Source organism: Tardiphaga sp. 285_C5_N1_2 (genome assembly GCF_052076065.1).
Lineage (GTDB): Bacteria > Pseudomonadota > Alphaproteobacteria > Rhizobiales > Xanthobacteraceae > Tardiphaga > Tardiphaga robiniae.
Genome location: NZ_CP197241.1, coordinates 5,708,328 through 5,722,704, shown reverse-complemented (window position 1 = coordinate 5,722,704; position 14,377 = coordinate 5,708,328). Strand labels below are relative to the sequence as shown.

General features: G+C 61.7%; 12 protein-coding genes. 9 read left to right on the top strand and 3 right to left on the bottom strand.

Translation table 11 applies throughout. The annotated features are described in order from the left end of the window. Position 1 precedes the first annotated feature (1 nt). On the top strand, positions 2-1,840 hold the full coding sequence (sdhA, locus tag AB7951_RS27035; protein WP_089266499.1) for a succinate dehydrogenase flavoprotein subunit: 1,839 nt from the start codon (positions 2-4) through the stop codon (positions 1,838-1,840). Positions 1,841-1,864: 24 nt separating this feature from the next. After that, entirely contained in the window at positions 1,865-2,647 is a 783-nt protein-coding gene (locus AB7951_RS27030; RefSeq protein ID WP_068737894.1) for a succinate dehydrogenase iron-sulfur subunit, read from the top strand. Between the two features lie 447 nt (positions 2,648-3,094). Here the strand turns inward: AB7951_RS27030 and AB7951_RS27025 are convergent, their stop codons facing one another. Genes AB7951_RS27025 through AB7951_RS27015 form a run of 3 tightly spaced genes read right to left on the bottom strand, consistent with a single transcriptional unit; the run spans position 3,095 to position 5,182 of the window. After that, positions 3,095-3,691 carry a cysteine hydrolase family protein gene (locus tag AB7951_RS27025; protein ID WP_120287779.1) on the bottom strand — a complete coding sequence of 199 codons (597 nt, stop codon included), beginning with the start codon at positions 3,689-3,691 and terminating at the stop codon, positions 3,095-3,097. 28 nt (positions 3,692-3,719) lie between these two features. After that, positions 3,720-4,394 carry a glutathione S-transferase family protein gene (locus AB7951_RS27020; RefSeq protein WP_120287780.1) on the bottom strand — a complete coding sequence of 225 codons (675 nt, stop codon included), beginning with the start codon at positions 4,392-4,394 and terminating at the stop codon, positions 3,720-3,722. Positions 4,395-4,423: 29 nt separating this feature from the next. Continuing rightward, positions 4,424-5,182: an SDR family oxidoreductase gene (locus AB7951_RS27015; RefSeq protein WP_120287781.1), complete on the bottom strand. Its 759-nt coding sequence runs from the start codon at positions 5,180-5,182 to the stop codon at positions 4,424-4,426. A 174-nt stretch (positions 5,183-5,356) separates the two neighbouring features. Here AB7951_RS27015 and AB7951_RS27010 point away from each other — a divergent pair, with 174 nt between their 5' ends. The 7 genes from AB7951_RS27010 to AB7951_RS26980 all read left to right on the top strand — a co-directional run bounded on the left by AB7951_RS27010 (position 5,357) and on the right by AB7951_RS26980 (position 14,360). Then, positions 5,357-6,256, top strand: a complete 900-nt coding sequence (locus AB7951_RS27010; protein WP_120288101.1) for an AraC family transcriptional regulator — start codon at positions 5,357-5,359, stop codon at positions 6,254-6,256. 393 nt (positions 6,257-6,649) lie between these two features. Further along, positions 6,650-6,877 carry a hypothetical protein gene (locus tag AB7951_RS27005; protein WP_439062054.1) on the top strand — a complete coding sequence of 76 codons (228 nt, stop codon included), beginning with the start codon at positions 6,650-6,652 and terminating at the stop codon, positions 6,875-6,877. 628 nt (positions 6,878-7,505) lie between these two features. Continuing rightward, on the top strand, positions 7,506-8,522 hold the full coding sequence (locus tag AB7951_RS27000; RefSeq protein ID WP_244558484.1) for an ABC transporter substrate-binding protein: 1,017 nt from the start codon (positions 7,506-7,508) through the stop codon (positions 8,520-8,522). Positions 8,523-8,552: 30 nt separating this feature from the next. After that, positions 8,553-9,341: an ABC transporter ATP-binding protein gene (locus AB7951_RS26995; RefSeq protein WP_120287784.1), complete on the top strand. Its 789-nt coding sequence runs from the start codon at positions 8,553-8,555 to the stop codon at positions 9,339-9,341. Then, positions 9,338-10,111 carry an ABC transporter permease gene (locus tag AB7951_RS26990; protein ID WP_093757930.1) on the top strand — a complete coding sequence of 258 codons (774 nt, stop codon included), beginning with the start codon at positions 9,338-9,340 and terminating at the stop codon, positions 10,109-10,111. Before AB7951_RS26995 ends, AB7951_RS26990 begins: the two co-directional genes overlap by 4 nt. 98 nt (positions 10,112-10,209) lie before the next feature. Continuing rightward, positions 10,210-12,339 (top strand): hybrid sensor histidine kinase/response regulator, encoded by a 2,130-nt coding sequence (locus AB7951_RS26985; protein WP_120287785.1) that lies wholly within the window; start codon positions 10,210-10,212, stop codon positions 12,337-12,339. A gap of 50 nt (positions 12,340-12,389) precedes the next feature. Next, positions 12,390-14,360 (top strand): ABC transporter ATP-binding protein/permease, encoded by a 1,971-nt coding sequence (locus tag AB7951_RS26980; protein WP_120287786.1) that lies wholly within the window; start codon positions 12,390-12,392, stop codon positions 14,358-14,360. The last annotated feature ends 17 nt before the right edge of the window (positions 14,361-14,377 follow it).

Here is a 14,377-nt window from a genome sequence, read left to right as displayed (position 1 = left end):
CATGGCCGTCAACGGCACTGGCGCGAACGGCGTTGGCGGCCCCGCCACCAACGGCCACGCCTATCCCATCGAAGATCACACCTATGACGTCGTTGTCGTTGGCGCCGGCGGCGCCGGCCTGCGCGCGACCGTCGGCTGCGGCGAAGCTGGCCTGCGCACCGCCTGCATCACCAAGGTATTTCCGACTCGCTCGCATACGGTTGCCGCCCAGGGCGGCATCTCCGCCTCGCTCGGCAACATGCACGAGGACAACTGGCGCTGGCACATGTACGACACCGTGAAGGGGTCGGACTGGCTCGGCGATCAGGACTCGATCGAATATATGGTGCGCAACGCGCCCGACGCCGTTTACGAGCTCGAACACTGGGGCGTGCCGTTCTCGCGCACCGAAGACGGCAAGATCTATCAGCGCCCGTTCGGCGGCATGACCATGGATTACGGCAAGGGCCAGGCCCAGCGCACCTGCGCGGCCGCCGACCGGACCGGTCACGCCATGCTGCACACGATGTACGGCCAGGCGCTGCGCCACTCGGCCGAGTTCTTCATCGAATACTTCGCCATCGATCTGATCATGGACGATCAGAACGTCTGCCGCGGCGTCATTGCGCTCAAGCTCGACGATGGCACGCTGCATCGCTTCAAAGCGCAGACCGTCATTCTCGCCACCGGCGGCTATGGCCGCGCTTACGCCTCCTGCACTTCGGCGCATACCTGCACCGGTGACGGCGGCGGTATGGCGCTGCGGGCTGGTTTGCCGCTGCAGGACATGGAATTCGTTCAGTTCCATCCGACCGGCATTTACGGTTCGGGCTGTCTCGTCACCGAAGGCGCGCGCGGCGAAGGCGGTTATCTCGTCAATGCCGAAGGCGAGCGCTTCATGGAGCGTTACGCACCGTCGGCCAAGGATCTCGCCTCGCGCGACGTGGTTTCGCGCGCCATGACCATCGAAATCCGCGAAGGCCGCGGCGTCGGCAAGAAGAAGGATCACATCTTCCTTCATCTCGACCATCTCGATCCGAAGGTGCTGGCCGAACGTCTGCCGGGCATCTCCGACTCGGCGCGCATTTTCGCCGGCGTCGATGTAACCAAGGAGCCGATCCCGATCGTCCCGACGGTGCACTACAATATGGGCGGCATCCCGACCAACTATCACGGCGAAGTCGTCACCAAGAAAGACGGCGACGACAATGCGGTGGTGCAGGGCCTGATGGCCGTGGGCGAAGCTGCCTGCGTGTCGGTGCACGGCGCCAACCGTCTCGGCTCCAACTCGCTGATCGATCTCGTGGTGTTCGGCCGTGCGGCCGCGCTGCGCTGCGCTGAGAAGCTGACGCCGAATGCCAAGCAGCCCGACCTGCCGAAGGACTCGGCCGACCGCGCGCTTGGTCGTCTCGATCACTACCGCTATGCGAAGGGTGGCACTTCGACCGCGAAGATCCGCGAGAACATGCAGCATGTGATGCAGACCAACTGCGCCGTGTTCCGCACTGGTGAAGTGCTGAACGAAGGCAAGGAGTTGATCCACAAGGTGTATGGCGGTATCGGCGATATCGCCGTGTCTGACCGGTCGCTGGTGTGGAATTCGGATCTCATCGAGACCCTCGAATTCGACAACCTGATCACTCAGGCCATCGTCACCATGGACTCGGCTGCGAACCGCACCGAGAGCCGCGGCGCGCATGCGCGCGAGGACTTCTCGGATCGCGACGACAAGAACTGGATGAAGCACACGCTGGCGTGGATCGATGGGGGCGGCAAGACCACCATCGATTATCGCCCGGTGCACGACTACACGATGACCAACGACGTTCAGTACATCGTGCCCAAAGCGCGCGTGTACTAATGATGACAGCGAAGGCTTGAGAGAATGGCTGAGTTCGCACTTCCGAAGAATTCCAAGATCACCGGCGGCAAGGAATGGCCGAAGCCGGCCGGCGCCACGCAGACGCGCGAATTCCGCGTCTATCGCTGGAATCCGGATGACGGCAAGAACCCGTCGGTCGACACCTATCACATCGACACCAACGACTGCGGTCCGATGGTTCTCGATGGTCTGATCTGGATCAAGAATAACATCGATCCGACGCTGACCTTCCGCCGCTCTTGCCGCGAAGGCGTCTGCGGCTCCTGCGCCATGAACATCGATGGCCAGAACACCTTGGCCTGCACCCGTGCGATGGACGAAGTCGACGACGGCGCCATCAAGGTCAATCCGCTGCCGCATCAGCCCGTCGTGAAGGACCTGGTGCCGGATCTCACCAACTTCTACGCGCAGTATGCGTCGATCGAGCCGTGGCTGAAGACCACTACGCCGACCCCGCAGAAGGAATGGAAGCAGAGCCATTCGGACCGCGAGAAGCTCGACGGCCTCTACGAGTGCATCCTGTGCGCCTGCTGCTCGACCTCGTGCCCGAGCTATTGGTGGAACAGCGACCGCTTCCTCGGTCCGGCTGCCCTCCTTCAGGCCACCCGCTGGGTCAAGGATTCCCGCGACGAAGCCACCGGCGAACGTCTCGACAATCTCGAGGATCCGTTCCGGCTCTATCGCTGCCACACCATCATGAACTGCGCCAAGGCGTGCCCGAAGGGCCTCAACCCCTCTGAAGCTATCGCCGAGCTGAAGATGAAGATGGTCGAGCGTCAGGTCTGACGTTTTAAGGATCCGGGTTTGCCGATTGTCTTTGGACAATAAAGTTCTTACTAAACAAAATAGTCCTTACGGCGCCATGACGAAAGTCGCGGCGCCGTAGCTCGTTCAGGGATAGAGCCAATTGTCGGCGCACAAATAGTCGTTTCTGCTCTTCGTCAGCCGCCCATCAAGGGCCGGTATTAGGAACCGTAAGGGCTGCCTGCGGGTCGGGTAGCTTTTCCGAAACCGTATAAAATTGTTTGACCTTCTCATGATCCGTCAGGTTTGACGGCCGGTACCCGGCTCGTTGGCACGCACTGCGGCGGCTTGGATCGCTAAGGCGTGTTCGAATGCGTAGGTGTTACCCGGCGCGATGGTGAGTTCGACCCTGATCCCAATCATCGTATCGCCTCGCATCTACGGCCGACGGAAACCCGGCCCTATAACCGGGCCGGGTCCAGCGGCGGATTATGCCTTAGCCACGAACTCCTGCGTGGTGACGGCGTTGGCGTAAAATGGGGCGATCTCGGCGACGAAGTCGTCCTGCTGTTTGCGAGTATAGCCGGCTGACGCGTCGTAGATGACGTTGGTGTGGTAGCCGAGGTCGTGCGCGTTGCGCATCGAAGACTCGACGCACTGTCGCAGCGAGAAGCCGGCGAGGTAGATGTCGAAGATGCGGTTGTTGCGCAAGTAGCCGTCGAGCGTGGTTCCGACGAAGACGCTGCTGCCGCCGGCGCGCTCGCGAACGACATGCTCGCCTTCCGCCGGCTCGAAGCCGGGGAAGAAATCGGCCTGCTCGCCCAGGAACGCGCCATGGTCGCGCGTCATCTTACGCAGGCCGTACTTGGCCTCGCCCAGCACCTTGAAGGTCGGCTCGAACTTCAGCGCTGCGTGGATCACGTGCAGGCCGCGACGGCGGGCCTCTTCGAGGATGATCTTCGAATTGGCGATAGCGGTGTCGACCTGCTCCCGGTCCTGGAACGCCGGATAGATGCCACCGGTCGGCGAGAGCCAGTCGTTGACATATTCGATTAGGATCAGCGCGCTCTTGGATGCGTCGGTCATGGTATAACTCCTGGGATGTTGGTTAGGATCAGGCGGCGATCATCGCGCCTTGCTGGCGCAGGTGGTCGCGAAACAGGTCGGGATAGGTGTCGATGACGGCGTTCTTGACGCTAGGTCGCTCAGCGAGCGCCGCGCGCCACGCCGTAACGCGTGGCAGGCCCGCGAAGATCGGGTCAGCCACTTCCGGATCGATGATCCCGAAATAGCGGAACAGCGGTGCGTAGACCGCATCGACCAGACCAAAGTCCGGCCCGGCGAAATACGGGCCGTCGCCCAGCTCGGCCTCGATCTTGCTCAGCCGATCACGGAAGGCGGCCCGCTTCGCGTCGGCGGTCGCCATGTCCTTGGCGTGGAGGAACTGCCAGCCCTCCGTAAAGGTCTGGGTGGCGAATTCTATCCAGGCGCGATGCCGGGCACGCAGCAATGCATCGTCGGGATACATCGCCGCGCCACCCTGCGTCTCGTTCAGATATTCGCAGATGACCACGCTTTCGAAGAGGATCGCATCCTCACCGTTCGGCTGGCGCACCTTCAGCACCGGCACTTTGCCGGTCGGCGACAGGGCCAGAAACCAGTCGGGCTTGGCCGATAGATCGACGTTGACCCGGTCGAACGCCACCCCTTTTTCGAGCAGGACGATCGCGGCACGCTGGACGAATGGGCACAGCGGGTGGCTGACGAGAGTGAGGTTTTGCTCGGTCATGATGGTGTCTCGATGTGCTGGAACAGAGATCAGAGCGACTGGCCGCCCGACACGTCGAACGTCGTGCCGTTGGCCCAGCCGAAATCGTCGGACAGGATGGCTGCGACCGCGCCGCCGATGTCGTCGGGCTGACCGACGCGGCCTAGCGCGATCTTGCTCGCGACGAAGGCATGAGCCTGTTCGTTATCGCGGACCCTACCACCGCCGAAATCGGTGGCGATGGCACCGGGCGCGATGGCGTTGACGCGGATCTGCCGCGCGCCGAGTTCCAGCGCCATGAACCGGGTCAGCGTCTCGAGCCCCGCCTTGGCCGCCGCATAAAGGCCGAAGCTGGCCATCGACGTGCGCGTGAAGCCCGACGAGACGTTGAGGATGCGTCCGCCATCGGCGAGAACCGGTAGCAATGCCTGCGTCAGGAACAGCGGTCCGCGCAGGTGCATGTCGATCATCGCATCGAACTGTTCCTCGCTCGCGTCAGCGACCTGCACGTGGACGACGGCACCGGCGTTGTTGACCAGATAGTCGAACCGGTCGCTGCCGAAGCGGCTCCGGAGCGTCTCGGCGAAGGATGCGGCGAAGGCCGGAAAGCTCGCCACCTTGGTGACGTCGAGCGCGAGCATCGCCGCCGTGCCGCCCAGCGCCTCGATCTCGCTTACCAGCGCATCGGCTTCCGCCGCGCCCTGGCGATAGGTGCCGATGACGCCCACGCCGCGCCTGGCGAGATGCAGCGCCATGTTGCGACCAAGGCCGCGGCTGGCGCCGGTAATGAGAGCGATCTTCTGAGACATGGCTAGGTTCCTTGTGAATTGATTTTTCCAGACGGCACGCCGCTGAGGCGTCGCATCTCGCTGCCAGTCAGGTAGGCGATTGCTGTGTCCGACGCCCCGCCTAATGCTCTCAATTGCTTGCCTAATTGTCTCAGGCTCTTTTCAGGCGTGAGGATTGGTGTCATGCTTGTTGGCATGACCGACAACCTACAGCCGCATCGCGATCTCGCCCTCCGCCACGGGCGGATCGGAATGAATTTGACGCCAATCCCGCGCCTGGAAATCGGCGTTGGACAGGCGACCTCGGGGACGTCACCATGTCTCTACCGCTCGATGATCTGCTTCATTCTGCAGGGATCGAAAGAGGTGGCCATCCACGACAACCTGCTGCGCTACGACGCGTCTCAATACCTGGTGAGCGCACTCGATCTTCCCTTGAGCGGACAGATCCATGACGCTGACGACGGCAGTCCTTTTGTGGCGGTTTCGCTGGTCCTCGATCCGGCGCTTCTCTCCGAGGTCGCATCAACGATGCCAGCGATGCGCGACACGGACGCGCCAGGCAGCGGCATCGCGATCAACCCGATGACACCGCAGTTGCGCGAGACGCTGCTGCGACTGCTGGCGTTGCTCGACACGCCGGCGGACATCCCGGCGCTCGCACCGTTGGCTGAACGCGAATTGCTCTATCGTCTTTTGCAGGGCTCGCAGGGGCGACTGTTGCGCCACATCGCCCGCCCAGAAGGCGCGATCGGCGGCATCCGGCGCGCGGTCGAATGGATTCGGGACCACGGCAACACGCGGCTGCGTATCGAGGCGCTGTGCGAAGCCGCGGGCATGAGCCGCGCGAGCCTGCATCGCCACTTCGTCGCGCTGACTGGATTGAGCCCGATCCAGTATCAGAAGCAGATACGCCTTCAGGAAGCACGCCAGTTGCTGCTCGCCGGCGACCATAGTGCCTCCGACGTCGCCTATGCGGTCGGCTATGAAAGCGCCTCTCAGTTCAGCCGCGAGTATCTTCGGCAGTTCGGGGCTCCGCCCGTCCGCGACGTGCACAAGCTCAGGCAGTCAATCGACAATCAAATGATCAATTAGACGGCTGTCAACTTCGATGCTGTTGACTCCAGGCTGTTCAAGGGATCCGGGGGGGCATCGCCCAATGCGAGCCGTCGCGCTGGACTTCCCAGGTCACCATCCTCTCCGGAAAGCGTGAGGCGCAACGTCATGCCGATGGCACAGGACCCAATGATCGGGACGGACGAAGACGGCCGCCTACTAGGGCGTGTACTCATAAATCGAGGATCGTGAGCAAGCTCAACCCATTTCGCTATCCGGCGGATTGCAGACTCAAACCTGACATCGCCTGTGGAACGGCATGGGGATCGCGTTCCCGGAATGGAAGTTGGGCACTGTTAAGAGCATCGTGCATTCAATCATCGTATCGCCCCATCGGGAACGAGATTTTACTACGCCAGCATCGAAGCCGACGTGCTCGGCATGGTGCTTCAAGGTGCTGTCAACAAGTCAGCCTCCGATTATCTGCGCGAGAAAGTGTGGGAGCCTATCGGCGCGGAAGCCGATGCTAATTGGTTGATAGACGCAGAAGGATTTGAACTAGGGCACTTTAGCTTCAATGCCGTTCTGCGCGATTACGCCCGGCTTGGGCGCTTGCTGGCGCATGGGATGGCAAGCAAATCGCTCCGGCGCAATGGATGATTGATGCAACAACAGTCCGAGCCTCGGATCGCTATTTGCTGCCGGGCGCGGCGACGAAAGGATTTGGCTACGGTTATCTCTTGTGGCTGTTTCCCGGCGAGAGGCGACAGTTCGCGTTGTTAGGATACAAGGGCCAGTATATTTGCGTTGATCCGCCCTCTAAGATTGTCATGGTGCACACTGCAATTGAGGACCCGGTACATCGAGCCGAGCCATGGGCCCTATGGTCGGCACTGGTCGATCAGCTAGGCTGACAATAGCTCGCGGCAGACCCGGCATCGACCGCTGTTGGTTATTTGCGTCGCTTTTGGCATGTCTGCGGAATGTCCGCTATCCGACTCATTTCGGACCTTCAAGTCGGCGTTGCATGATTCAAGCTCCCGAACCGGGGCCTCGAATCATGAGATATGAACTCACGGACTTTGAGTGGGCTGTCCTCAGACACCGATCAGGACATCGGTCTGCGCAAGCAGGCCGGTGTTCTTTTTTGCTCACGATTTAAGCATATTGCCTCCTCGAACCCGATCCCTCGGAGCCGCGGCGCTATTTCTCGTTGAAAAGGGGACTCGCCAAGGTTGGCACGGGCTGTGCTAGCCTGTGCCTGATAATTGATCAGGGGGAGTTTTTCATGTTTCGTCAGCTGGGTTTGAGCGTCATGGCGGGTGCAGCGCTGCTGGCGTCTGCGCTATCCGCGAGCGCCGATACCGATGTCAAATTCGCGCTCGACTGGAAATTCGAAGGTCCGTCCGCGCCCTATTTCGTTGCGCTCGACAAAGGCTACTACAAGGCCGAAGGCCTCAATGTGACCATCGACTCCGGTCCAGGCTCGGTCGCCGGCATCGCGCGGGTCGCGGCGGGCACCTATCCGATCGGCTTCTTCGACATCAATTCGCTGGCGCGCTTTCGCGACCAGAATCCTGACAAGGACGTCAAGGGCGTCCTCATGGTCTATGACAAGCCGCCCTTCTCGATTGTCAGCATCGCGAAGTCCGGCATCAATTCGCCGAAGGACCTCGAAGGCAAGATCCTCGGCGCACCGGCGCCGGACGGCGCCTTCGCGCAGTGGAAGGCCTTCGTCAAAGAGAACAAGATCGACGACAGCAAGGTGAAGATCGAGAATGTTGGCTTCCCGGTGCGTGAGCCTATGCTCGCCGACGGCAAGGTCGATGCGATCACCGGCTTCTCGTTCTCGTCCTACTTCAACCTGATGTCCAAGGGCATCGCCGAAAAGGACATCAAGGTGATGCTGATGTCGGACTACGGCATCGTGCTTTATGGCAACGCCATCATGGTGAACCCCGAATTCGCAAAGGCCAATCCGAAACTCGTCGCTGGCTTCGTGCGCGCAACTGTCAAAGGCATCATCGACACCATCAAGGACCCCGACACCGCCATCAAGTCGGTGATGAAGCGTAACGAGACCGCCGACGAGAAGATCGAACTCGCTCGTCTCAAGATGTCGCTGAAGGACAACTTCGTGACCCCGTGGGTGAAGGCCAATGGCGTCGGTGGCATCGATGAGAAGCGCATGACGGATGCCATCGAGCAGATCGCTGTGACCTACGAGTTCAAGAATCCGAAGCCGAAGGCGGGGGATCTGTTCACGTCGGAGTATCTGCCCCCGGCCGACGCACGCAAGTTCTAAGCGTCACGACAGAAGGCCAGGTCGTCGCGCATGGAAGCGTTCGTAGATATCGACGGCGTCACGCTGAAATACCGTGGCGCCTCGGGTGACATTGTCGCGCTTCAGGATGCGACGCTCAAAGTCCAGCGCGGCGAATTCGCCGCGGTGGTCGGCCCCTCCGGCTGCGGCAAGTCCACCTTGATGCGGCTTGTCACGGGCCTGCACAAGCCGACGGCCGGCACTATCGCCATCGACGGCAAACAGGTGACAGGCCCGGTCAAAATGGCCGGCATGGCGTTCCAGAACGCCAACATGCTGCCGTGGCGCAAGGTGATCGACAACGTCCTGCTGCCGCTGGAAATCGTAGAACCACATCGCTCGCAGTTTCGTTCCAAGAAAGTGGAGTTCCGCGCCAAGGCCGAGCAGCTTCTGGCTACCGTCGGTCTCGCCGGCTTCAGCGACCGCTATCCCTGGGAATTGTCCGGCGGCATGCAGCAGCGCGTGTCGCTGTGCCGCTCGCTGATCCACGAGCCGGCGCTGCTGATGCTCGACGAACCCTTCGCCGCGCTCGACGCGTTCACGCGCGAGGAGCTGTGGTGCGTACTGCGCGATCTCTGGCAGCGACTGGGCTTCACGGTGATTCTGGTGACGCACGATCTGCGCGAGGCGGCGTTCCTCGCCGATAATATCTACGTCATGAGCGCGCGCCCCGGTCACATCGTCCAGATCAAGCCGGTCCCGTTCGCCCGTCCGCGCGATCTGCAGGTCACGTATGAGAAGGAGTTCGGCGATATTGTGATGGAGCTGCGCATGAAGATCGCACAGGTGCGCCAGTCATGAACCCGCGGACTCTCGAAAAGCTCTCGCCCTGGCTCTTCACCATTGCCATCTTCCTGGTCTGGGAGCTGGCCTGCATCGTCTTCAAGGTCAACACGTCGGTGCTGCAGCCGCCATCGGCCGCCTTTGCGGCGATGTTCAAACTTTGGCGTGTGTTTCTCTATCATTCCTGGGTCACGCTCTGGGTGACCATGGTGGGATTTGCCCTGGCCGTCGGCTTCGGCATCATTCTCGGGCTCGTCGTCGGCTGGTCGCGGGCGATCTATCGCGGGCTCTATCCGGTGATGATCGGCTTCAATACGATCCCGAAGGTCGCCATCGTCCCGCTGTTGATCCTGTGGTTCGGCATCGGCGAAGTGCCGGCAATCGTCACCGCCTTCCTGATTTCGTTCTTCCCTATCGTGGTCAATATCGCCACGGGTCTGGCGACAACCGAACCGGAACTCGAGGACGTGTTGCGGGCGCTCGGCGCCGGCAAGCTCGACATCATGCTCAAGGTCGGCATTCCGCGTGCGCTGCCATATTTCTTCGGCTCGCTGAAGATCGCTATCACGCTGGCTTTCGTCGGTACCGTCGTGTCGGAGACGCTCGGCGCCAATGCCGGGCTCGGCTATCTGATCGCGCTGGAGGGTGCGAGCTTCCGTATGGCGAATGTCTACGCCGCCTTGCTGCTGCTCGCCTTTGAAGGCGTGCTCATGTACGCGGTCTTCGCGGGGATCGAGCAGCATTTCACCAAATGGGCCTTCCGGTCGCAAATGAGCGCGGCCGGCTAACGCCACAGGACCTCCTCCGCCCACGGCGGGTTCCCGCCCGCGGAGCGGTTGGTGAGACACCGCCCTTGCGCTAGACTGCAGGGAGTCGGGCAGGTGCTGTGAAGACCGAACACCAAAATTCGTTGAGAACGCTGCAATGGATGATGGCTGCATCGCTGGCCCTTCCGCTTGCACTGTTTCTGTTCGCGGCGGCGACGTCGTGGGTGTCGACGCGCGAGATCACCGACCGCGAGATCGAGCGCGCGCTCGATGTGGCGCACGAACACGCTTTAAAGGTGTTCGAGACGATCGACCGCAGCCTGTCCGAAATGAACGAGATCGTACGCGGTAAATCCGACGACGAGCTGCGTGCGCAATCGGACCAGATGGCGGGCCGGTTGAAGCAGCTCACCGATGCGCTGCCGCAACTGAAGTCGGTCTGGGTGTTCGACAATAAAGGCCGGGCGCTGGTCAACAGTCTGGATCTGACGCTGCCGGATCTCGATTTCTCTGATCGCGATTATTACAGGGTCCATATCGCAGGTGATGCCGGCACGTTCATCGGTCAATCATTGTTGCCGCGCCCGCCCTATCAGGGGGCGCCGTTCTTTGGTGTGAGCCGCAGGCGGGTCTCGGCCGACGGCAGCTTCGCCGGCGTGGTGCAGGCCTCTGTCTTTCCGGAATATTTCGATCGTTTCTATGCGCGCATCGGCCACGATGCCGGGAGCTTCTTTGCGCTTGGTCTCACCGATGGTTCGATCCTGGCACGTTATCCGCAGCTCGATCGTGAGGTGCGTCTCGATCCCAAGGGGCCCGTGGGCCGCACCCTGTCGGCCCATCCTGCTGGAGGACTGGTCACGCTTGTCTCGCCCGGCGACAATGTCGAGCGCCGTATCGGCTATCAGCAGCTCGCTGGCTATCCGGTCTATGTCGCGGCAGGTCTTGAAACGTCAGCGATCCGTGCGCGCTGGCTGCGCACCATCAGCTATCATCTGATCTTCGGCGTTCCTGCGACGGCATTGCTGTTCCTGTTGCTGGCATTCGCGATCCGTCGCACCCGCCGGCTCAATTTCGAAGCGATGAAACGGCGTGAGGCCGAAGAAGCGCTGAAACATGGCCAGCGGCTCGAAGCACTCGGCCAGTTGACTGGCGGCGTCGCGCATGACTTCAACAATTTGCTGACCGTGATCCGCTCGTCAGTCGACTTGCTGCAACGGCCCGATCTCTCGCCGGATCGTCGTGCCCGCTACATTGCAGCGATCTCCGAAACAGTGAATCGCGCCGCCAAGCTGACAGCGCAATTGCTGGCCTTTGCGCGGCGCCAGACGCTGAAGCCTGAAGTATTCGACGTCGGCCAATGCGTGCATTCGGTGAGCGAGATTATCGGCACGCTGACGGGGGCGCCCATCGAAATTATGACCCATGTGCCCGATGAGGCGTTGTTTGTGGATGCCGATATCGGCCAGTTCGAAACCGCGTTGATCAACATCGCGGTTAACGCGCGCGATGCCATGGCGGGCGAGGGGCGGCTGACGATCGCCGTCAGCGCGGCAGAGCAAGTCCCTGTTGCGCTTGCCCTGAGGTCTGACGGCTATGTGGCGATCTCAGTATCCGACACTGGCAGCGGTATTCCTGCCGATCAGTTCGAGCACATCTTCGAGCCATTCTATACGACCAAGGAAGTCGGGCAGGGCACAGGCCTCGGACTTTCGCAGGTGTTCGGCTTTGCCAAACAATCCGGCGGTGAGGTCGTGGTCGCCAGCGAAGTCGGCAAGGGCAGCACTTTCACGCTTTATCTGCCGCGCGTCTCCGGCGACAGCATCGCGCCGGCGCTGTCGGCGAGCGAAGCGCCCGTCGTCGATGGCCACGGCATGTCGGTGCTGGTGGTGGAGGACAATCGCGACGTCGGGACTTTTGCGACCGATGCGCTGAGCGAGCTTGGCTACACCACGGTGTTGCGGCCGAACGCTCAGGAAGCGCTCGTCGAACTCGCCCGTCATGCCACGCACTATGACGTCGTGTTCTCCGATGTCGTGATGCCTGGAATGACCGGCATCGAACTGGCGCAGGAGATTCGAAAACTCTATCCGGATCTGCCGGTGGTGCTGACCTCCGGCTACAGTCACGTGCTTGCGCAGAACGGCACCTTCGGGTTCGAGCTGCTGCATAAGCCCTATTCGATCGAGCAATTGTCGCGGGTGCTCACAAAGGCCGGCACCTGGCGCAAGGCTCAGCGCGAAGCCGTCTGAGTCGCCGGGAACCCTCGGGAACCTTTTGATTTCCTTGGCGTTATCGCGCCATGAGCAAACATTCCGTTAACGAAGTCAAACCCGCACCCGCATCCGACGCGAAGGGGCCGATTGTCGGGGTCGTCGATGAGGCCGGTAAGCATATCGAGCCGCCGCCGCCTGAAGTGGTCGAACCCGATCCGGACCTGACGCCGGAAGAGGCCGAGCAGGCGCGCAAGGACTATCTGCTGACGCGATTCTGGATCAGCGCGCGCGGCTTCTGGGGCAAGTCGGGTGATAGACTGGCCTGGGTGTTCTCGATCGGACTCTTGTTGATGATCGTCGCCAATGTGGCGTTTCAATACGGCATCAATGTCTGGAACCGCGCGATCTTCGACGCCATCGAGAAACGCGATGCGGCCAGCGTGTTTCATCTCACCGGCGTGTTCTTTCCGCTCGCCATCGGCAGCGTGCTCCTTGGCGTCGCGCAGGTCTATGGCCGCATGGGCATCCAGCGTCGCTGGCGCGCATGGCTGACCAATTCTGTGGTGTCGCGCTGGCTCACCAGCGGCCGCTATTATCAGCTCAATCTCGTCGGCGGCGATCACCAGAATCCCGAATATCGGATCGCCGAGGATCTGCGCATCGCGACCGACTCGCCTGTCGACTTCGTCTCCGGCGTCATCGCGGCATTTCTCTCCGCCACCACTTTCATCGTCGTGCTGTGGACGATCGGTGGTGCGCTGACGCTGACTGTAGGCGGCAGTCTCATCACTATTCCCGGCTTCCTCGTCATTGCCGCGATCATCTATGCCGCCATTGCATCCGGCTCGATCATGGTAATCGGCCGCCGTTTCGTGCAGATTTCCGAGGACAAAAACCAGGCCGAGGCCGAGTATCGTTATGCGCTCACTCGCGTGCGCGAGAACGGCGAGAGCATCGCGCTGCTCGGCGGCGAGGAAGAAGAGCGCGACGGGATCGACAAGACCTTCGGCAATGTCCTCAAACAATGGGCGCGTCTTGCCGGACAGCATATGCGCACCACGCTGGTGTCGCAGGGCTCGAGCCTGATCGCGCCTGTCGTGCCGCTACTGCTGTGCGCACCGAAATTTCTCGACGGCAGCATGTCACTCGGTCAGGTGATGCAGGCGGCGTCTGCCTTCACCATCGTGCAAAGCGCATTCGGCTGGCTGGTCGACAACTATCCGCGCCTTGCCGACTGGAACGCCTGCGCGCGCCGCATCGCCTCGCTGATGATGTCGCTGGACGGCCTCGAACGCGCCGAGCTCGGTGACGGTATTGGCCGTATCAAGCGTGGCGAAACGACAGATGAGACCATGCTGAGCCTGCATGATCTCTCCGTGACGCTCGACGACGGCACTGCCGTCGTCGGCGATGCCGAAGTGAAGATCGAGCCTGGCGAACGTCTGCTCGTCGCGGGCGAGTCCGGTACCGGCAAAAGCACGCTGGTGCGCGCCATTGCGGGCCTGTGGCCATGGGGCGGCGGCAGCGTCAATTTCCATCCGGACCGGCGGCTCTTCATGCTGCCGCAGAAGCCCTATGTGCCGTCAGGCACCTTGCGCCGCGCAGCCGCCTATCCCGCGGCGTCGGAGGACTGGACCCTCGAGCAGATCGGCGAGGCTCTCGACAAGGTCGGGCTCGGTCATCTCAAGGAAAAGATCGAGGAGGATGCGCCGTGGGACCAGACGCTGTCCGGCGGCGAGAAGCAGCGTCTCGCTTTCGCGCGGCTGTTTTTGCACCGCCCTGATATCATTGTGCTGGACGAAGCGACCTCGGCGCTGGACGCGAAGAGCCAGGACAAGATGATGGAGCTGCTCACCAAGGAGCTGCCCAACGCCACGGTGGTATCTGTCGCCCATCGCGTTGAGCTTGAGGCCTTCCATAGCCGCAAGATCGTGCTGGAGCGCCGCAAGGGCGGCGCCAAGCTGGTCAGCGACATCGATCTCATCCCGCGCAAGGGTAAGCGCCGTCTGCTCGGCCGCTTCCTGCGCCAGCGCAAGCCGGCCAGGAGCGCGGCCTGACACCAGGCGCTATGAGG

What these genes read in the sequence shown, in the direction of transcription:
- AB7951_RS26995 (WP_120287784.1), top strand. Translation starts at nt 8,553, where the DNA reads ATGGAAGCGTTCGTAGATATCGACGGCGTCACGCTGAAATACCGTGGC.
- AB7951_RS27015 (WP_120287781.1), bottom strand. Translation starts at nt 5,182, where the DNA reads ATGTCTCAGAAGATCGCTCTCATTACCGGCGCCAGCCGCGGCCTTGGT.
- AB7951_RS26990 (WP_093757930.1), top strand. Translation starts at nt 9,338, where the DNA reads ATGAACCCGCGGACTCTCGAAAAGCTCTCGCCCTGGCTCTTCACCATT.
- AB7951_RS27010 (WP_120288101.1), top strand. Translation starts at nt 5,357, where the DNA reads ATGACCGACAACCTACAGCCGCATCGCGATCTCGCCCTCCGCCACGGG.
- AB7951_RS26980 (WP_120287786.1), top strand. Translation starts at nt 12,390, where the DNA reads ATGAGCAAACATTCCGTTAACGAAGTCAAACCCGCACCCGCATCCGAC.
- sdhA (WP_089266499.1), top strand. Translation starts at nt 2, where the DNA reads ATGGCCGTCAACGGCACTGGCGCGAACGGCGTTGGCGGCCCCGCCACC.
- AB7951_RS27030 (WP_068737894.1), top strand. Translation starts at nt 1,865, where the DNA reads ATGGCTGAGTTCGCACTTCCGAAGAATTCCAAGATCACCGGCGGCAAG.
- AB7951_RS27000 (WP_244558484.1), top strand. Translation starts at nt 7,506, where the DNA reads ATGTTTCGTCAGCTGGGTTTGAGCGTCATGGCGGGTGCAGCGCTGCTG.
- AB7951_RS27025 (WP_120287779.1), bottom strand. Translation starts at nt 3,691, where the DNA reads ATGACCGACGCATCCAAGAGCGCGCTGATCCTAATCGAATATGTCAAC.
- AB7951_RS27020 (WP_120287780.1), bottom strand. Translation starts at nt 4,394, where the DNA reads ATGACCGAGCAAAACCTCACTCTCGTCAGCCACCCGCTGTGCCCATTC.